The organism is Actinoplanes sp. HUAS TT8 (assembly GCF_051380535.1).
GTDB lineage: Bacteria > Actinomycetota > Actinomycetes > Mycobacteriales > Micromonosporaceae > Actinoplanes.
The window spans coordinates 5,575,477-5,592,216 of the sequence record NZ_CP195646.1; the positions used below are offsets into that span (position 1 = coordinate 5,575,477).

Here is a 16,740-nt window from a genome sequence, read left to right on the forward strand (position 1 = left end):
GACGATGAGCCTGATGACCGCCCACACCCCGGCCGACGTGACCGATCCCTGTTCCGGCCCGGCGTTCCGGGCCTTCATGAGCCACTGGCCGACCGGCGTCAGCGTCGTGACGACCACCGACGGCGAGCGCCCGGTCGGCTGCACCGCCAACGCGGTGATGTCGGTGTCGCTCGATCCCGCGCTGCTGGTGGTGGCGCTGGGCGCGGCGAGCCGGACCCTCGCGGCGATCCGGGGTTCGGGCCGTTTCGCGCTCAACTTCCTCACCGGCGACCAGCAGCACCTGTGCCGGCGGTTCGCGAGCGCGGGCACGGCCGACCGGTTCCAGCAGACGCCGTATCACTGGCGGCACGGCGTGCCGGTGCTCGACGAGGTCGGTGCGGCAACCGTCTGCCGGGTGCACGACCTGACCGAGTGCGGCGACCACGTGCTCGTCATCGGCGCGCCGCTCTGGCAGGGCGGCGGCGAGCAGGGCAATCCATTGGTCTTCTACCAGAAGGCGTACCACGACCTGACCCGCCGGTGAGCCGGCCACCGTGGACTGGCGCCGCGCCGGTGTCAGTCCACGGTCAGCTGTTCCTGGATGACTTTGCCGGCGGCGGTCACCACGGCGACGATCGCCGGATGATGGGTCCGGTTGCGTCGCCAGGTGACCTGCGTGTACGTGTCGAACGGTGGATTCCAGGCCACCCGGTGCAAGGTGCCCGCGCTCAGCTCCGGCTCGATGGCCACGGCCGGCAGCAACGCCATCCCGATGCCGTTGGCGACGCTGCGTTTGGTCGCGTCGATCGAACCCAGATGAAGCACCCGCCGGCCCTGCCGGTGCGGCGGGCGCCCCAGCGCGCTGACGAACAGCGAGTGATACGTCTGGTGATTCTCACTGCGGACCAGGGTGGTCTCCTGCAGATCGCTGACCGTGACCGGGTCGCGCTCCAGCAACGGGTGGCCCGCTCCGACGACCAGCGCCAGCGGTTCCACACACAGGGTCTCGGTGACCAGGTCGTCCTCCGTGCGCGGGCAGTCGATGAAGAACGCGCAGTCCAGTCGCCCGTCGCGGACCCGGCTGATCGCATCGCTGCTGTCGACCGACTGTACGGACACCTCGATCAGCGGGTAGCGCATGTAGATGTGCTCGATCAGCGGCAGCAGGCGGTGGCTGGTCAGGCTCTCGACCGAACCGACGTTGAGCATGCCGTGCGGCTCGCCGTGGGCCCGGACCGCCTCGCGGGCCCGCGCCGTCAGGCCGACGATCTCGCGGGCATAGGGCACCAGCGCCCAGCCGGCCTCGGTGGGCCGCACGCCGTGCGGCAGGCGTTCGAGCAGTGACATGCCCAGGGCGCGTTCGAGGGCCTTGATGCGGTTGGTGATGCTGGGCTGCGCGACGCCCAGGTGAGCTGCGGCCCGGGTGAAGCTGCCGACTTCGACGATTTCCAGGAACGCTTCCAGCTGTGGGGTGTCCACGGTTGGTCAGCTGCGCGGCCCGGCGGGTGGAGCGGACCTGCGGCGTAGCCGGCGCCGCTCGTTCTGGTCCAGTCCACCCCAGACACCGGACTCGTCGGTGGCCGTCGCCCAGGCCAGACAGGTGGTGCGGGCGCGGCAGCCGCCGCAGACGGCCTTGGCCGCCTGGACGCTGTGCCGGTCGGGTACGGCCGCCGCGGCGGCGGCGAACAGGTCGGCGTTGACGGCGACGCACGCGGCGTTGTTCCACAGACTCATGGTGGATCCCAGTCTTTGCTGATGCCGCGCGCGGCGGCCCACGCTCGGCATGTGATCACATCACTACGCTACGTCCAATTCCTACCCAGCCCACCACGCCCATAACCTGTGACATTTGATTTTTTGAATGTCATGAACCGCATGAAACAAATCCGAGAGACAATTAACAATTGCCCGCCTAATCGCGGATAACGGGCAATCCGACCGCCGCCAGTGTGCCGAGTTGCGCCTGCGCGTCGCGTCCGTTATCCGCCGCACGGGTGAGGCCCGCCGGCAACTGTCCATCCAGGATCCGCCGTATACCGACCGCCAGCGGCAGCGACACGCATCGGGCCATCGCGCTCTCATGTTCGTCCCCGGCGACGTCGAGCACGAACCGTCCCGAGAAACTGCCGCCGTCGTCCGCGGTCACCGCCAGGGCGACGATCAGCACCACCCGGTCGAGATCCCGGGGGCCGGCCGGATACTCGGCTGCCAGCTTGTCGGCCATCGCGTCGATAGCCTCGTCGTCGCCGGTACGCAACTGCTCGAAGACCGGCTGCCAGGCCGCGCGCCACCCGTCGAGGCGCAACGTGCCGCGGACGAACTCGTCGGTGCGCCAGCGCTCCGGCAAACCGTACTGGGCGATGAACGGCAAGCTGTCGCGGTTGGGGTAGACCTCGAAGGTCTCGCCGCGCTCGCCCAGCGAGCGGGTGTGCTCCCACGGCCGGGGCGCCTCACGAATCTCACCCGCGCTGACATAGCGGGCCGGCTCCCGCAACGCGTGCAGCACGCCGCGCGGCGCCCAGCTGAACCGATAACGGAAGGCGTTGGCGGTGACCGGAATGCCACCGCAGTAGGACGTGAACCGCACCGAGGCCGGGCCGTCACCCACCGCCGCCGTGGCCTCGTCGACCAGCACATGAGCCAGCAGGTGATCGATGCCCGGGTCCAGCCCGTCCTCGGCCAGGACGGCCAGGCCGCGCTCGCCCGCGCGGCCGGCGATCCGGTGCAGCTGCGGCGAGAGGTAGCTGGTGCAGGCGAAGTGTGCGCCGGCCCGCAGGCTGTGCTCGGCGAGGGCGGGATGCTCGGTGGCCGGCAGCATCGACACGACCACGTCGCCGGGGCGCAGGGCCTGCTCGAATGCGGCGTCGGACAGTTCCCGGGCGGCGACCCGCCCGGCCAGTCCCAGCCGATCGGCGCAGGCCGCCGCCTTGGCCGCCGTGCGTCCCCAGATGATCGTCTCGCGCGCCGCATCGGCGACCAGACCGAGGCCGCGGCCCGTCGACAGGCCGGTGCCGACCCAGTGGACGGTGCCGCTGCGAACCAGTTCAGACATGGGAGACCTCCGCGGTGACGGCGTCGAGGGTGGATGTGAAACGAGCCCGGCAGCGCGACCAGATCTCGTCCGCGGTGTTCAGTCGCAGCAGCAGCGGGGTCAGATCGGCCGAGAACGCGGTGCTCGCCTCGCGGGGCAGCAGCGAGGGCAGGTTGTCGATGCCGATGACGTCCAGCGGGGCCTGCGGGGTGCCGGCGGCGACCACCGGCGCGGCCCAGCTGGTCGTCTCGGCGTAGAGCGGGATCAGGTGGTGCGGTGAACCGACGTCGCAGGTGACGTCCGTGATGACGGCCAGCCGGCGAGCGGGGTGCGTGACGTCGGCGGCGGTGACGAACGGCTCGGCCGGGGCGCTGACCAGTACGGCGTTGACGAGCAGGTCGTGCGCTCGGACCGCGGCGCGGTCGAGGTTGCGGGTCTCGGCCAGGTCCCAGCCGGTGACCTCGGCGCCGGCCACCCGCAGCGCGTCGCGCGCGCCGGTCCCGCACCGGCCGAGCGCGCCGATGACCAGTCCGTGCAGGGGCGCGTCGCCGGGCTGCCCGGCCAGTGCCGCGTCGAGCGCTTCGCGGGTCGTCGGGGCCAGGGGCACCGGCAGCCGGCCCCGGCGGTGCAGCACGGCCAGGCCCGCGCCCACGTACCCGGCCCAGTAGCCGAATGCGGCCAGGCGGCGGCCGGCGTCGTCGGTCAGGTACTCCAGGTCGAGAATCGTGCCGTGGCCCGCGGCGAAGCGCCCCAGCAGCTCGGCGGCGCCCGGCTGACCCTTGAACGAGTGGCTGAAGAAGATGTGCCGGTGTCTCAGCTTCGGCGGGTCCGGCGGTAATTCCTTCAGGCCCAGGACGTACGTGTCCTCGGACGCCGTGCGCCACGACCCCACCGGCACGATCGTGCAACCGGCGGCCGCGTACTCGCCGGCCGGGAACAGCCGATGCGGCGAGTCCTCGACGACAACCTCGGCACCGTGCGCGAGCAGGGTCGCCGCGTCGGCCGGGACGATCGGGGCCCGGTGCTCCGTGACCCGTTCCTCGCCGCGCATCCAGATACGGGTGATCGATGGCATGGCACTCCTCAGCAGGGGGGGTGAAGTGGGCTCAGGTCCAGGCGCGGCGGGCGGCCATGACACCGGCCTGGAATCGGCTCGACGCCCCGAGCCGCACCACGATCTCGGAGATCTTGCGGCGGACGGTGCGGACCGACACACCGAGACGTTTGGCGACCGCCTCGTCCTTCCAGCCGATGCTCAGCAACTGCAGCAGCAGGCGCTCCTCGGCCGTGATCTCGGCGTCCGGCTCGTCGTCGCTCTTGAGCAGGGTCACGGCGTCGCGTGCGTGCGCCCAGCCGAGCTCGAACAGGTCGCTGAGCGTACGGGCCAGGCCGATCTCCCGGACCAGGAAGTGCTGCTGCCCACCGGGGCGCCGCTGATCGCTGACCACCGCGCAGCAGCGGTCCACGATGGTCACGTTCATGCCGGTCCCGCCGGCGACGCGGACCTCCATGCCGGCGTCGATCTCGTGCCCCACGGCCCGGCGCACGTCCGGGTCGGTCAGCTGAGCGGGCGGGTAGAGCAGCCGGACATTCACCCCGCGTTGCACCGCTCGCGACTCACCGGCGACCGGCTTGCGGCGCTTCTCGGCGAACGGCACCGGCTCGCACCGCACGACCGTGGCCCGGGCGCCGGCCAGCAGTTCCTCGGTGAGGATGATCGCTGCTTCCGGGTTGCGCAGCCGCTCGACCTGACAGCGCGCGTTGCCCCGGCCCAGCAGCTGGGCGTTGAGCCACTGGGTCATCTCGGCCTGGAAGAGGCTCACCTGCCGCTTGTTGCGAGAGTGCGTGACATCCAGCTCGGCGCGCAGCCGCTCGGCCACCGCCGAGGGGCCGCCGGGGGCGGGCCGGATCTCGCCGTGCACACGGCGCAGCAGCTCACAGGCGATCAACCGCTCGCGGCTGCACTCGACCTTCGCCTCGGGCAGCCCGGTGCCCTTGGCCACCTGAGCGGTGGTCGAGCCCGGGTTGCTCAGCTCGTAGCGGTAGACGACCTCGTCCGACTTGTCCAGTCCCAGCAGATCCCACATCGGTGACTACCTCACCCGCGCCGGGGCGGGCGGTGGGCCCCCGGCCAGCGCCGCGAGGACCGTGTCGGCCGAGTCCGCGACCGTCTCCAGGACGAGCTCGGTCACGCCGCCGCCGATGCCCCACAGCCCGGCCTGAGCGCGTAGCCGCTGCGCCCCGGCCGGGGAGAAACCGTCGGCGCCCTGCAGGTGGGCGCACTCGTCGAGGACCCGCTCGACGGTCTCCGCCGCGCCGACTTTGAGCACGGCCGCGGCGGTGGTGTCCCGGCGGGCGGTCACCGCCTCGCCCAGCTGTACGGTCAGCGCGTCCAGCTGTTTCACCAGCACGAGACATCGTCCGAAACGCTGCCGCACGCTGCTCGAATGCCACAGCGTTTCGTCGTGGTACACCCTGGCCTGCAGTCTGCGCTTGGTGTCGGCCAGGACACGACGGCACAGCGCCACCCCCCAGAGAGCGCCGGCCAGCCGCTCCACGGCGATGTGCGCCGCGAACGTGCCCAGCCCCCGGCCCACGCGCCCCACCAGGTAGGCGCGCGACAGCCGTACCTGATCGAATCGCACGTGCCCGGTGCCGGAACCGTCGAACAGGTCGGTGTCGGCCGGGATGACCTGCACCCCCGGCTCTCCCGCCGGCACCAGAACCCAGGTGAAGCTGGTGAAGTGACGGCCCGGTCCGGTCCGGGCCAGCACCAGGAAAGCAGCCGCGTGAGTGGCGTTGGTGATCCAGCGCTTGGTGCCGGTCACCCGCAGACTTTCGCCGTCGATCATCAACTCGGTGTTCAGGGCGGTCAGGTCGCTGCCGGCGGTGTCGTCGGTGGCGGCCAGCGCGACGACGGCACCGTTCCCGGTCACCTCGCTCAGCAGTTCCCGCGCCGGTTCACCACCGGTGGCCAGCAACGGAAGACAGGAGGCGAGTTGCACGCAGACCGAGAGGGTGGCACCGATCGGCGCGTGCTCGTCCACGCGGGCCAGCACAGCGCCCAGGGCGTGCGGATCGACGCCGTTGCCCGGATCGCCGCCGCGGTAGACCGTCGTGATGAGCTGCGCCTCGGCCAGCGAGCGCCACACCTGAGCGCCGTCGGAGCCGGCGCCGATGCCGCCGAGCGTCACGGCCGGCGCGCTCATACGGCTTTTCCGAGTACGCGCATAAATGTCCTCCTTGCCGCGCCGATGATGTCGAGCGGCACTCCAGGAAAAGCACGGGCTTTGACGGCGATCACTGTGTCAGCCTACGAACGGCCGCCCTCGCCCTGTCAACGGAAACAGCAGTCGGAGCTATAGCCGATGTCGATTCGCCCATAGCCCCTTTTTGATCATTTCCGCGAACCCGGAAGGGGATGCGTTAAAAAGGAAAAGCTGGGTAATGGCTCCGCGGAATGCCCGGTAAAGATGCCTGGACGGGAGACTGCAGTGACGGCAGCCGGCGTGGTGACCATTGTCGACTTCAACGGATCGGCGGCCCGGCTCGCCGCCGCCTTCAACGCGCAGGGGCTGACCTGTATCAGGGTGCAGAGCAACCCCGAGGCCAAGCCGCCCTCGCCCCAGGCCGAGCAACTGGTCACCGACCGCATCGTCCATCACGGCGACTTCGACGCCACACTCAAGGCGGTCGCCGCGCATGAGCCGATCGTCGTGATCGCCGGCGGCGAATCCGGCGTCGAGCTCGCCGACCAGCTCAGCGAGGCGCTCGGGCTGCGCACCAACGGCACGGCGCTGAGCTACGCGCGGCGCACCAAGGACGCGCAGATCGCGACCGTGCAGGCCGCCGGGCTGGCGACCGCACGGCAGCTGTCGGTGAGCTCGGCCGGCGAACTCGCCGACTGGCATCGCCGGCTCGGCGGGCGGATCGTGGTCAAGCCGACCCGCAGCGCCCGCAACGACGGGGTGAGCTTCTGCGACACGCCCGAGGCCTCCGTCGCGGCGTACGAGAAGATCAGGCAGAGCGTCAACGTGTACGGGCTTCGCAACGAGGGCGTGGTCGCGCAGGAATACCTGTCCGGGACGGAGTACATCGTCAACACGGTCAGCTGCGACGGCACGCACCGGCTCACCGACATGTGGGAGTACAGCAAGATCACGGTCAACGGCATTCCGGACCGGATCAACGGCATGACCTCCGTCCCGGCCGACGACCAGGTCTTCGACGAGCTACGCGACTACGCCTTCGCCGTGCTCGACGCTCTCGGCATCGGCAACGGGCCCGTCCACCTGGAGCTGATGCTGACCGCGGCCGGGCCGCGGATCGTCGAGGCGGGCGCCCGGATGTGCGGCGAGGACGTCGCGCAGTTCGCGGCGCTGGCCACCGGCGAGTCCCAGGTCGACCGGACCGTGCAGGCCTACCTGCAGCCCGAACAGTTCCTGGCCCAGAGCCGTCAGCCGTACCGGCTCGACCACCACGCCGCCATGGTGTTCATGGCCTCGCCGGTCGACGGGACGCTGCGCTCGTACCCGCTGCTGCCGCTCGTACACGAGCTGCGCAGTTATCGAGACAGCGCGTTCAAGGTCAAGCCCGGCGACCTGCTGCACCGTACCGTCGACGACAGCTCCGAACCGCTCTGGGTCGGCCTGGCTCACGCCGACCGGGCCACCCTTCGGCAAGACTTCATGACCATGATCTACCTGGACGGATTCGGCTTCTACGACCTCGAGCCCGCGTGATGCCGAGCACCACGGCCACCGAGCGGTGGCGCACCGATTTCCGCTACATCTGGTCGGGTGAGACGGCGTCGCTGTTCGGCACGCAGATCCTGCAACTGGCGCTACCGCTGACCGCGATCACCTACCTGCACGCCACCCCCGGCCAGCTGGGCATTCTCGGGGCCGTCACGTATCTGCCGTTCCTGGTCCTCGGGCTGCCCGCCGGCATCTTCGTCGACCGATGGCGGCGTCGGCCCATCCTGATCACCTCGAACCTCGGCCAGATGGCCGGCATCAGCGCGGTACCGATCCTTGCCGCGCTCGGGTTGCTGACGTTCCCGCTGCTGCTGGCCGCCGCGCTGGTGGCCGGCTTCTTCCGGGTGTTCTTCACCATCGCCTACCGCTCCTACCTGCCCGTGGTGGTGCCGACCGAACAGCTGACCTACGCCAACTCGCGCCTGACCGCCAGCGAATCCGCCGCACAGATCGCCGGGCCCGGACTTGGTGGCCTGCTCATCCAGGCCATCGGCGCCCAGTACGCCCTCATCGCCGACGGCGTCTCCTATCTGGCCTCCGCGCTCAGCAACGCGGCCGTGCGCCAGCGCGAGCCGATCCGGCCGCGCGATCAGACACCGGCCCGCAGGCTCGTCGCCGAGGGCTTCCGGTCCACCCTCAAGAACCCCTACCTGCGCGCCTTCGCCGGGGAGGCCGCCAGCTACAACCTGTTCTGGCAGGCGGTACTCACGCTGCTGGCGTTGTTCGCGATCCGCGACCTGGGCATGACCCCCGGAACGCTGGGCATCGCGATCTCGGTCGGCGCGGTCGGCGCCCTGCTCGGCGCGGTCGCCACCGAGCGGATCGCGAAGTCGGTCGGGCTCGGTCGTACGCTCGTCGCCGCCGCCATCATCGGGGACATCGCACCGATCGCGGTGCCGTTCACGCCCGGCGGCTTCTGGGCGCCGATCGTGCTGGCGACCGCCTTTTTCGTCCAAGGAATCGGGGTGACCGGCTGCAACGTACACACGATGGTCATCCGGCAGACCGTCACCCCGGATCACCTGCGTGGACGCACCAACGCCACGTACCTATTCCTCGCCTACGGCATCATTCCGGTCGGCGCCGTACTGGGTGGCTGGCTCGGTGACACCATCGGCCTGCGTGCCGCCCTCGCGGTAAGCACCATCGGCCTGTTCTGCACCTGCCTTTTCATCATCTTCTCGCCTGCACGCCGCCTGCGATCGCTGGAGCAGCTTGTCGAATCAACGGTGCCCGCCGAGCGCAAGCAGGCGCCCGCGACGCCGGGCTGACAGTAAGGACGCCCCCGTCAGTCCGGTGAATGCCAGTGCCACTGCGGGGCATGCGATTATCACCGGTTCTGCCCGGCTGACGCCTCACTCAACGTGACCACCGGACCGGAGACAGCGCCGGCTCTTGACATTCCCGCAGCTCAGTGACGTGGCGCCCGCCAGAGGGTTCCGCCGTTGTAGTCGATCCGGAGGCTGCCGTCGGCGCCCAGAACAAGGACAGCTCCGTCGTGTCCATCGGTACGGGTGCTGGTTACGGTGACGCCCGCAGCGTCGTAAAGGACCAGATTGCCGTCGGCCTGCATGACCAGGCTGTTGCCGCCGCGGCCGGATGTGCCCGTCTGCCACACCACGTGTCCCTGGTCGGCAAGAGTCAGGTTGCCGTCGGCGCCGAGAGTGAGCCGGAGCCGATTGGTTGACCAGGACTCGCCTGGCCGTAGGACCCGAGTGCCTGCGATGGTGGCGGATTGCCAGACCGGCGTAGGGCGCTTGGTCGCCGAGGTTTTGGGCGCGGCCGTAGTGCTGGATGACTTGGTCCTGGCCAGCTTTGTTGCGGGCTTCGCCGATGCGGTGCTACCGGTGGCGGGTGCAGTGACCGGGTGTGGCCCTGACTTGGTCGGCGGAGACTGCCACGTCCGCGTTGTCGCTGCCGGCGACGTTGTCGCTGCCGGCGGCGTCCTGCTCGAAGCCGTCGCCATGACGTCGGTTGGCGGGAGCATCGGTTCCGAGCCGGTCGCGGACAAGGCCGGTGCCCTCGGGTTCGAGTTCGCGCCGGCGTACGCGATGGTGCCGATTGCCGCCAGGATCCCGGTCAACACGACTGTCGTCGCAGCCCGGACTGCAGGGCCGCTCTGCTGGCGCTGAACGGAATCAAGCAGCGCAGCCCTTGCGTGGGCAAGGAGTTCGTCGTCCTGCTCGGGCATCGGCCTGACCTCCTTCAGCTTCGGCCCGGATCGGGGTACCCCAGACACGACGGATCGAGGAGGAGGAAGTTCACCGGCCTGGAGCCCGGAAATCCCCTTTGGCCGGCCAGCGGTTCCGGTGGTCGCCAGCGTTGATCTGGACCGGGCAGGGCATGGCACCCGTGCGTTTGCATAGACGGCGGCACCACCCGGGTGGGTCCGAGCCGGTCGACGAGGTAGTCACGGATGTCGGCGCGGCGCGGCAGCCGCTGCGATCCGTCCGGGCGGCGCCGAGTTGCGGGCGCCCTTCGCCGTGGCCGGCACATCGACCCTGCTGCAGCCCACGCACTGGTGGAATACTGCAGCGAAAACGCAGCGGAGTGCACGCCATCACTGGCTGAGCACAAACCCTCACGAGGACAAAGTTCGCTGGTACGAGGGACACACCTCAATGGCAAGGGACAGCTGGACGATCCGGGGCACCATGGCCGCAACGGTTCCGCACGATCCCTCCGGAGGCAGACATGGACGTGTACGAAGCAGTGAAAACCCGCTGCTCGGTGCGCGCTTTCACTGATCAGCCCGTCGCGAGGAAGGTGCTCGAACGCGTGCTGACCGCCGCCTCGTGGGCTCCGTCGAGCGGAAACCTCCAGCCGTGGCACGTGTATGTGGTGACCGGCAGCCGCTTGGCCTCCCTGAAGCAGCGCGCCACGGCACGGGCATTGGCCCGGGATCCAGGCGACGACCGCGAGTACCCCATGTACCCGGCCGACCTGCTTCCGCCGTACCTCGAACGTTTCTCCTCCGCCGCCACCGAGCGCTACAAAGCTTTGAAGATCGAGCGAGACGACCCCGACCGGCCGATGAAGATCGCCGCCTTGAATTCCCAGGCGTTCGGCGCCCCTGCGGTCCTGTTCTGTTATCTGGACCGCAGCATGGGCCCCGGCCAGTGGGCCGACGCCGGCATGTACCTGCAGACGGTGATGCTGCTGCTCAGAGCGGAGGGCTTGCACAGCTGCCCGCAGGTCATGTGGACGATGTACCGCAAGACGGTGAGCGAAACAGTCGGGGCCCCCGACACTCACCAGCTGCTGTGCGGCCTCTCCATAGGCTACGAGCGGGAAAACGCCCTACGGGCCCGCACCGATCGAGCACCCCTGACCGAGACGGTCACCTTCATCGGCTCATGACGCCGGCCTCTTGCAACGCCCGGAACCGGCGCACATCCAGCCACTGCCACTCCTCCGACGCCCCATCGCCGGCCGCCCAGCCTCGGCCCGACAACGACCCAGCCAGCGTCACGCCAAGGCAACTGTGCTGAGCCGCATCATCCGCGCGAGGCCGACAGGGCAGCGGCGAACTCATAGTCCCGCTACCAGTCCGGGCCGGTCGGGGCGAGCACCAACCGCTTGGCCCCGGCCGCGGCGTAGGCGGCCGCGCCGACCTGACGGCCGCCGAACTACGTGTGCGTCATACGGCGTGGACCCGCACATGCCTCAGGCGCTATCCGTCGTGACCATTACCGCGAGTGACAGAATCAAGCGATGCTATGGCCGGTCCTGCTCGACACTTCTCCCCGCGACACCGTCTGGTCGGTGGGCGAACGGATCTCGACCCGTCTCAGGTGGCTCGACGACCCGGATCTCCCCGACGACCTGATGCTGCGGCACGTCGCTCTGCGGGCCGGCGCGCTGCTCGATGTCGACGGGGAGCCGTGGGCGCAGCTTCTTGAGGCCGGCGATCTGCGGGCGATTCGGGCCGGCGTTTATGAGACCGGTGAGGTCACGCTCGACGGCTGCCTGGGCTTCGACGCCTTCCTGGGCATGATCAACGAGCTGCCCGCCACGGTGGGCGTCGTCCGGCGGGTCCGGGTCGTGCGTGACCTGCATGATCGCGGCGCCGACGAGTGGATCCGCCGGCCCGGGGCCGTGCGACTGACCGACGTCCCGGATGCTTCCCCCACGCGCCTGAGCGACGAACCGATGCCTGACGACCAGGACCCCGATCCCGGGACCGTGCAGATAATGAGCCCCGAGGAGTATTTCCAGCTGGCCTATGACCAGCTGCCGGAAGAGCAGTGGCAGGCCCGCGGCTTCCTGGTCGACCTGGAGCTCTCACCGAGCGCCTGAGCGGCCGAAGACGCTGCCGGAGAAGTGACCACCAGCGATTGCCGGATGACCATGCAGGTCGGCGCGTTGCCTCGACGCGAGGCCGGTGTCGTGGTCGGAGCGAAACGTCCAGTCGAGGTTCTCCAGCTGCGCACGGGTGTGCATCGCGTCGCCCAGGATGAGGACGTTCTCGTCGGTCTCCGGGTCGGTGACGAGAAAACTGGTGTGCCCGGGAGTGTGGCCAGGCGTCGGCAGCGCGCGGATCCCGGGCACGGGCACCCGGGCGTCGAAGAACTCGATCACCGGGGTCAACGGCGCGAGGACCGTCTCCGGATCCGGGCCGGTCGGGTCGCCGGACGTCCGCCAGTGGTTCCATTCCTGCTCGTCGACGATGTGACGGGCGTTGCCGAAGGTCAATGCGCCGGTGCCGTCGCCGGCCCAGCCGACGTGGTCACGATGCAGGTGGGTGAACAGGACGAAGTCGATATCGGCCGGGGACAGGTTTTCCGCGCTCAAGCTGGTCAGCAACCGGCCGCCGTCGTAGGTGGCCACGGCCGGGACCTCGAAGTGGGTATCCCCCAGCCCCAGATCGATCAGGGTCAGGCCGGCCTCGTTGCGGATCAGGAACGAGCCGACGCTGACCACCAGCCGGCCATCGCCGTCGAGCAGATCCGGATAGCAGTCCCAGTCGGCCTGTGCCGTGTCCGGAAACGCCACGAGCGGATCGGTACGCACCACACCATCGGGAAGGTAGGTAACCGTGGTGCCGCCGAACCGGACGTGACTGATAGGTGCGGGTTCCGCCATGACTCCACGATCGGCGAGCCCCGGCCGTTCGATCAAGTACGCACTTGCAAGTGCGCGGGTTAGTCTCACGCCATGTCGTCACCGCCGCGGATCCGGCCGCGACCGGGCAGCCGCCGGTCGGCCCGTGACCGATCCGAGGCTGCGCCGCCCACCCTGACCTGCCCGACCCGCCAAACCCTCGACCGGCTCGCCGACCGGTGGACGGTGGTGCTGTTGGACCAGCTGGAAAACGGACCGCGGCGGTTCGGGCAGCTGCGCGATGCCGCCGACGGCATCAGCGAGAAGATGCTCACGCAGACGTTGCGCAGCCTGGAACGAGACGGCTTCGTCACCCGCCGATCGGACACGGCGAAAGTGCCCCAGGTCTGGTACCTGCTCACGCCGCTGGGCCGTTCCGTGCTGGAACCTCTGGCCGCGGTCCGTTCCTGGGCTCACCAGAACATTGACGGCATCGAAAGGTCGCGCCTGAGCTTCGACGCCGAGCCGCGGTAGCAATCATCAAGCCGGCGCATGGGCGATCGGCCGCAGGCCCCCGGCGTCCAGCATGTACGCATTCTCCCAGGTCGAACCGGGCGTGGTGGCCAGTGCGACGATGGCGGCGCCGGCCGACTCCGGGGTCGGGGCCGCCGTCAACCCGATCCGGAACTGCTCCGATGTCTGGCCGGCCTTCATCGCGTACGCATCAATCGCCGTTTTTCCGATGGTGGTCCCGGGCGTGATCACGGGCAGCACGGTTGTCATGGTGATGCCGAGGCCGTTCGCTTCCGCCGCCGCGTAGCCCGTCATCAATCGGACCATGGCCTTCGCCCCGGCGTAACCACCGCTGAGCGGCGACCCGCGCAGCTCGGCGGCGCTGCCGAACACGACGACCCGGGACCCGGGCCGGAGCGGTGTGCTCAGCGCGGCGCGCAACCAGGTGAAGGCGATGCGGACGTCGGCATGCCAGTTCACCGAGAACGTCTCCCACGTGTGACCGGTCAGCGGTCGCATCGGCGGCACGGCGCCCGCGGTGATCACGAGCAGGTCGGGGCGGACGTCGGCCAGCACCTTCGCGGCGAAGCTCTCGTCGGTGGCCTCGCCCGGCATGCTGTTGAGCCCGTCGATCCCGGCGAGCGGGGCGGCGTCCCGGGCCACCGCGGTCACGGTCGCACCCGCGTCGCGGGCGGCGAGCGCCGTGGCGAGACCGAGACCGCGGCTGCCGCCGACCACCACGACGGAGCTTCCGGCAAGTTCTGACATTGTTTCCTCCCTGAGGGTTCGTCAGAGAGGTAGATCCCGGCTGTCGGCGAGACTCACCGGCTGCCCGAACATGTCGAACAGATCCGGCTGCAGGAAGATGTGAATGTGCCGGATGCCGTCGCGAGCCGAGTCGATGAGGTGCAGCGCGTGCGCCCGATACTCGCCGTCCGGCTCGCGGGCGTACATCGCCAACGCCGGTAACCCGTTCGCGGCGGACGGCACCCACCGGATGCGGAACCGGCCCGGTTCCAGCAGCACATGCCGGCCCAGAAAATTGAGAGCCGGTTCCCGGCCCGCGAACCAGGTCGCATGCGGCGGCATCTCCAGAACGACATCGGCGCGCAGGATCGCGGCCAGCGCACCGAGGTCGGCCCGTTCGAACGCTTCGACGTACCGATCCACGACGGCACGCGTCGCGGCGTCGCCGGGCTCGCTCATCTCGTCCGGGTCGGGCGCGTCCCGCGAGATCCGGTCACGGGCGCGCAGCAGCGCACTGTTCACCGCGACCCGCGTCATCCCCAGCATCTCGGCGACCTCGCCGGCCGGGAACTCGGCGACGTCGCGCAGCAGCAGAACACCCCGCTGCCGGGCCGGTAGATGTTGCAGCGCCGCGATGAACGCCAGCCGAATCCGCTGCCGGCCGCCGGCCTGGTCCGCGGGATCGACCGCAAGCGGCCCCACCCACCGCGTGTCCCCCGGCGCCGCCCGGGCCGGCCGATGACCGTCGCCCTCCGGATCGCCGAGATCGGCCGGCAGCACCCGACGGGCCCGCTGCTCGGCCATGCGCAGGCAGACGTTGGTGGCGATCTGATGCAGCCAGGTCCGCGCCGACGAGCGCCCCTCGAACCCCGCGAACCCGCGCCAGGCCCGCAGAAACGTCTCCTGAACAGCGTCATCGGCATCGGCCGCGGACCCGAGCATCCGATAACAGTGCGCCCGAATCTCCCGCCGCCACGGCTCCGCCACCTTCGCGAACTCCGCCGCGCCGGCCCTGAGCTCAACCTTTTTCAAACCAACCACCTCCTTCCCGTACGGATCCCGGCGCGCACCGAAAATCACCGAAGAGTCCACCTCATTCTGTCCCGTGCCACCATTAACGCAACCAAAGGTTGCACGCGTCCTGGGGGTAGGACGGCTCAGGGCGCGCCGGCCAGCAGCTCGGAGGCGCATGGGGAGCATGCGCCGACGTAGTTGCCGAAGTGCCGGGGACAGCGCTCGCGACCGTGCGGCGAGACCGGCAACGCGGCGCCCCGGCACTGCCATCGAGGGGCCCGGCCGCCGCGTGCTTCTTCCGAAGCTTCGTAACCAACTTCGTCCCGCAGAACCCCGCTGGAGTTGCCGGTACTTGTCGTGTGTTCTGCGGGTGGTCCGGTGCGGTTCTGCCGGGGGTCGGCGGCCCGGACGACGCGGGCGATCGCTTCGGCCGGGAGCCGGTAGATCGAGCGGGCACCTCGGCGGCGCTGCACGATCAGCCGGCCCAGATCGACCAGCTTGGCGATGATGCGTGAGATCGTGTCGGCCGACTTGCCGACGTATTCGGCGATGCCGGGCACCGACGGTTCGGCGATCCCCTTGCCGTTGGCGTGCGCCATGATCGCGATGAGGGTGTCGCGTTCGGTCTTCTTCAGGTCTTTGGAGGCGAGCATCGCGGCCTTGATGACTTGGCCGACCGAGAGGTGGGCAGCGTTCACGTCGGGCTCCGTCCGGGAGTGGGCGTTCAGGGCAGCAGGGGGACGCCGGTGAGCAGCGCCAGCGGGTGATGTGCGGGGGTGGCCGGGCCCGGGGTCAGCGGGCCGGCCGGCCCGTGGTCGCCCGGGATCTCGGCCAGGCTGATCCGCCGCGGCGGATGCCCGGCCACCTGCCACACCGGCCCGGCCGGGCTGACACCCGGCCGGCTCACGCAGGTCGCCACCGTGACGGCGCCGAGCGGATGGTTGTCGAGCTTGGCCTGCAGGTGTTGTTCGCGGGCGCGGCTGGGCAGGGCGAACAGGACCGGATAGGCGGGTCCGCCGTCGGCGCGCAGCCGCCGGTAGGCGCCGAGTTTGTCGACCAGCCGGGTCAGCGATTCGGTGCCGCGGTCGTATTCGAGGAAGAAACCGGTCTCGCCGCCGGCGTCGCGCCACACGCCGTGGCCGTCCGGGTGCACGCGCCGGCCGAACGCGGCCACCGTCGTGCGCTCCGACCACCAGCGGACCAGCCCGGCGTCGCTGCGGTGCCGGGCGTCGACCAGCAGGTCGACGAAGAACTGGTTGGCCTCCAGCAGATGGTCCAGGTACGGGCTGGCGTAGGCCCGGTCCTGCCGGTCGCGCAGCGCCCGCGGGCTGGGTGGGTTCTCGTCGCGGGCCAGGGCGACGTATCGCGCGGACAGGGTGCCGGGCACCCAGCAGGCCGGGTTGGGTTCGCCGGGCCGGTTGCGGATGAACCGGTCGATGAAGCCGAGCCGGCGCAGGGCGTGCAGCCGGTGCCGGCAGGTGGTGCGGTGCTCGAACAGGATCGCGGTGAGCTGGTCGGTGGTCAGCGTGCTGTGTTCGTCGAGCAGGTTCGCGATGGTGTAGTCGCGGACCCGCAGCCGGTGCGAGATGGAAAGAAGTCCGTTCCCCCGTCCGGGGGTTTCCCCTTCAGGAAACTGTCGGGGTGGCATGGCAGCGC

Annotated in this window: 19 protein-coding genes; 7 read left to right on the forward strand and 12 right to left on the reverse strand. The window is 70.0% G+C overall.

Annotated features, from left to right (window positions below):
- Positions 1-4: 4 nt before the first annotated feature.
- Positions 5-523 carry a flavin reductase family protein gene (locus ACSHV8_RS24835; RefSeq protein ID WP_436536202.1) on the forward strand — a complete coding sequence of 173 codons (519 nt, stop codon included), beginning with the start codon at positions 5-7 and terminating at the stop codon, positions 521-523.
- Between the two features lie 32 nt (positions 524-555).
- On the opposite strand, the gene ACSHV8_RS24840 is transcribed toward ACSHV8_RS24835, so the two are convergent.
- From ACSHV8_RS24840 to ACSHV8_RS24865, 6 genes are all read right to left on the reverse strand, one after another.
- Positions 556-1,458, reverse strand: coding sequence for a LysR family transcriptional regulator (locus tag ACSHV8_RS24840; RefSeq protein WP_436536204.1), 903 nt, complete (start codon positions 1,456-1,458; stop codon positions 556-558).
- 6 nt (positions 1,459-1,464) lie between these two features.
- Positions 1,465-1,713 (reverse strand): WhiB family transcriptional regulator, encoded by a 249-nt coding sequence (locus tag ACSHV8_RS24845; protein ID WP_436536206.1) that lies wholly within the window; start codon positions 1,711-1,713, stop codon positions 1,465-1,467.
- A 178-nt stretch (positions 1,714-1,891) separates the two neighbouring features.
- The gene (locus tag ACSHV8_RS24850; protein WP_436536208.1) at positions 1,892-3,031 is read right to left on the reverse strand and encodes a saccharopine dehydrogenase C-terminal domain-containing protein; all 1,140 of its coding nucleotides are present in this window, start codon (positions 3,029-3,031) and stop codon (positions 1,892-1,894) included.
- Entirely contained in the window at positions 3,024-4,085 is a 1,062-nt protein-coding gene (locus tag ACSHV8_RS24855) for a saccharopine dehydrogenase (protein ID WP_436536210.1), read from the reverse strand. Before ACSHV8_RS24855 ends, ACSHV8_RS24850 begins: the two co-directional genes overlap by 8 nt.
- 31 nt (positions 4,086-4,116) lie before the next feature.
- Positions 4,117-5,097 (reverse strand): LuxR C-terminal-related transcriptional regulator, encoded by a 981-nt coding sequence (locus ACSHV8_RS24860; protein ID WP_436536212.1) that lies wholly within the window; start codon positions 5,095-5,097, stop codon positions 4,117-4,119.
- Positions 5,098-5,103: 6 nt separating this feature from the next.
- Positions 5,104-6,219, reverse strand: a complete 1,116-nt coding sequence (locus tag ACSHV8_RS24865) for an acyl-CoA dehydrogenase family protein (RefSeq protein ID WP_436536214.1) — start codon at positions 6,217-6,219, stop codon at positions 5,104-5,106.
- A gap of 285 nt (positions 6,220-6,504) precedes the next feature.
- On the opposite strand from ACSHV8_RS24865, the gene ACSHV8_RS24870 reads away from it, so the two are divergent.
- Both ACSHV8_RS24870 and ACSHV8_RS24875 read left to right on the forward strand, forming a co-directional pair.
- On the forward strand, positions 6,505-7,752 hold the full coding sequence (locus ACSHV8_RS24870) for an ATP-grasp domain-containing protein (protein ID WP_436536216.1): 1,248 nt from the start codon (positions 6,505-6,507) through the stop codon (positions 7,750-7,752).
- A complete protein-coding gene (locus tag ACSHV8_RS24875; protein WP_436536218.1) occupies positions 7,752-9,038 on the forward strand; it encodes an MFS transporter in 1,287 nt (428 codons plus the stop codon). Before ACSHV8_RS24870 ends, ACSHV8_RS24875 begins: the two co-directional genes overlap by 1 nt.
- A gap of 140 nt (positions 9,039-9,178) precedes the next feature.
- Here ACSHV8_RS24875 and ACSHV8_RS24880 read toward each other — a convergent pair whose 3' ends face one another.
- The gene (locus ACSHV8_RS24880; RefSeq protein WP_436536220.1) at positions 9,179-9,385 is read right to left on the reverse strand and encodes a hypothetical protein; all 207 of its coding nucleotides are present in this window, start codon (positions 9,383-9,385) and stop codon (positions 9,179-9,181) included.
- 97 nt (positions 9,386-9,482) lie between these two features.
- Here ACSHV8_RS24880 and ACSHV8_RS24885 point away from each other — a divergent pair, with 97 nt between their 5' ends.
- The 3 genes from ACSHV8_RS24885 to ACSHV8_RS24895 all read left to right on the forward strand — a co-directional run bounded on the left by ACSHV8_RS24885 (position 9,483) and on the right by ACSHV8_RS24895 (position 12,066).
- Positions 9,483-9,899, forward strand: a complete 417-nt coding sequence (locus tag ACSHV8_RS24885; RefSeq protein ID WP_436536222.1) for a hypothetical protein — start codon at positions 9,483-9,485, stop codon at positions 9,897-9,899.
- A 562-nt stretch (positions 9,900-10,461) separates the two neighbouring features.
- Positions 10,462-11,127: a nitroreductase gene (locus tag ACSHV8_RS24890; protein ID WP_436536224.1), complete on the forward strand. Its 666-nt coding sequence runs from the start codon at positions 10,462-10,464 to the stop codon at positions 11,125-11,127.
- A 354-nt stretch (positions 11,128-11,481) separates the two neighbouring features.
- Entirely contained in the window at positions 11,482-12,066 is a 585-nt protein-coding gene (locus tag ACSHV8_RS24895) for a hypothetical protein (protein WP_436536226.1), read from the forward strand.
- Here the strand turns inward: ACSHV8_RS24895 and ACSHV8_RS24900 are convergent.
- Positions 12,052-12,852, reverse strand: coding sequence for an MBL fold metallo-hydrolase (locus ACSHV8_RS24900; RefSeq protein ID WP_436536228.1), 801 nt, complete (start codon positions 12,850-12,852; stop codon positions 12,052-12,054). The genes ACSHV8_RS24895 and ACSHV8_RS24900 overlap by 15 nt on opposite strands.
- A 72-nt stretch (positions 12,853-12,924) precedes the next feature.
- Here ACSHV8_RS24900 and ACSHV8_RS24905 point away from each other — a divergent pair, with 72 nt between their 5' ends.
- A complete protein-coding gene (locus ACSHV8_RS24905) occupies positions 12,925-13,344 on the forward strand; it encodes a winged helix-turn-helix transcriptional regulator (protein ID WP_436536230.1) in 420 nt (139 codons plus the stop codon).
- 6 nt (positions 13,345-13,350) lie between these two features.
- On the opposite strand, the gene ACSHV8_RS24910 is transcribed toward ACSHV8_RS24905, so the two are convergent.
- From ACSHV8_RS24910 to ACSHV8_RS24925, 4 genes are all read right to left on the reverse strand, one after another.
- The gene (locus ACSHV8_RS24910; protein WP_436536232.1) at positions 13,351-14,091 is read right to left on the reverse strand and encodes an SDR family oxidoreductase; all 741 of its coding nucleotides are present in this window, start codon (positions 14,089-14,091) and stop codon (positions 13,351-13,353) included.
- A 21-nt stretch (positions 14,092-14,112) separates the two neighbouring features.
- Positions 14,113-15,111: an RNA polymerase subunit sigma-70 gene (locus tag ACSHV8_RS24915; protein ID WP_436536234.1), complete on the reverse strand. Its 999-nt coding sequence runs from the start codon at positions 15,109-15,111 to the stop codon at positions 14,113-14,115.
- Between the two features lie 116 nt (positions 15,112-15,227).
- A complete protein-coding gene (locus ACSHV8_RS24920) occupies positions 15,228-15,782 on the reverse strand; it encodes a helix-turn-helix domain-containing protein (RefSeq protein ID WP_436536236.1) in 555 nt (184 codons plus the stop codon).
- A 26-nt stretch (positions 15,783-15,808) separates the two neighbouring features.
- Positions 15,809-16,732 carry a replication-relaxation family protein gene (locus ACSHV8_RS24925; RefSeq protein WP_436536238.1) on the reverse strand — a complete coding sequence of 308 codons (924 nt, stop codon included), beginning with the start codon at positions 16,730-16,732 and terminating at the stop codon, positions 15,809-15,811.
- Positions 16,733-16,740 lie beyond the last annotated feature (8 nt).

Bases quoted from the DNA above. Each gene is read 5' to 3' on its own strand.
- ACSHV8_RS24910 (WP_436536232.1), bottom strand. From the start codon at position 14,091: ATGTCAGAACTTGCCGGAAGCTCCGTCGTGGTGGTCGGCGGCAGCCGC.
- ACSHV8_RS24875 (WP_436536218.1), top strand. From the start codon at position 7,752: ATGCCGAGCACCACGGCCACCGAGCGGTGGCGCACCGATTTCCGCTAC.
- ACSHV8_RS24925 (WP_436536238.1), bottom strand. From the start codon at position 16,732: ATGCCACCCCGACAGTTTCCTGAAGGGGAAACCCCCGGACGGGGGAAC.
- ACSHV8_RS24855 (WP_436536210.1), bottom strand. From the start codon at position 4,085: ATGCCATCGATCACCCGTATCTGGATGCGCGGCGAGGAACGGGTCACG.
- ACSHV8_RS24850 (WP_436536208.1), bottom strand. From the start codon at position 3,031: ATGTCTGAACTGGTTCGCAGCGGCACCGTCCACTGGGTCGGCACCGGC.
- ACSHV8_RS24905 (WP_436536230.1), top strand. From the start codon at position 12,925: ATGTCGTCACCGCCGCGGATCCGGCCGCGACCGGGCAGCCGCCGGTCG.
- ACSHV8_RS24845 (WP_436536206.1), bottom strand. From the start codon at position 1,713: ATGAGTCTGTGGAACAACGCCGCGTGCGTCGCCGTCAACGCCGACCTG.
- ACSHV8_RS24860 (WP_436536212.1), bottom strand. From the start codon at position 5,097: ATGTGGGATCTGCTGGGACTGGACAAGTCGGACGAGGTCGTCTACCGC.
- ACSHV8_RS24895 (WP_436536226.1), top strand. From the start codon at position 11,482: ATGCTATGGCCGGTCCTGCTCGACACTTCTCCCCGCGACACCGTCTGG.
- ACSHV8_RS24865 (WP_436536214.1), bottom strand. From the start codon at position 6,219: ATGAGCGCGCCGGCCGTGACGCTCGGCGGCATCGGCGCCGGCTCCGAC.
- ACSHV8_RS24900 (WP_436536228.1), bottom strand. From the start codon at position 12,852: ATGGCGGAACCCGCACCTATCAGTCACGTCCGGTTCGGCGGCACCACG.
- ACSHV8_RS24890 (WP_436536224.1), top strand. From the start codon at position 10,462: ATGGACGTGTACGAAGCAGTGAAAACCCGCTGCTCGGTGCGCGCTTTC.
- ACSHV8_RS24835 (WP_436536202.1), top strand. From the start codon at position 5: ATGAGCCTGATGACCGCCCACACCCCGGCCGACGTGACCGATCCCTGT.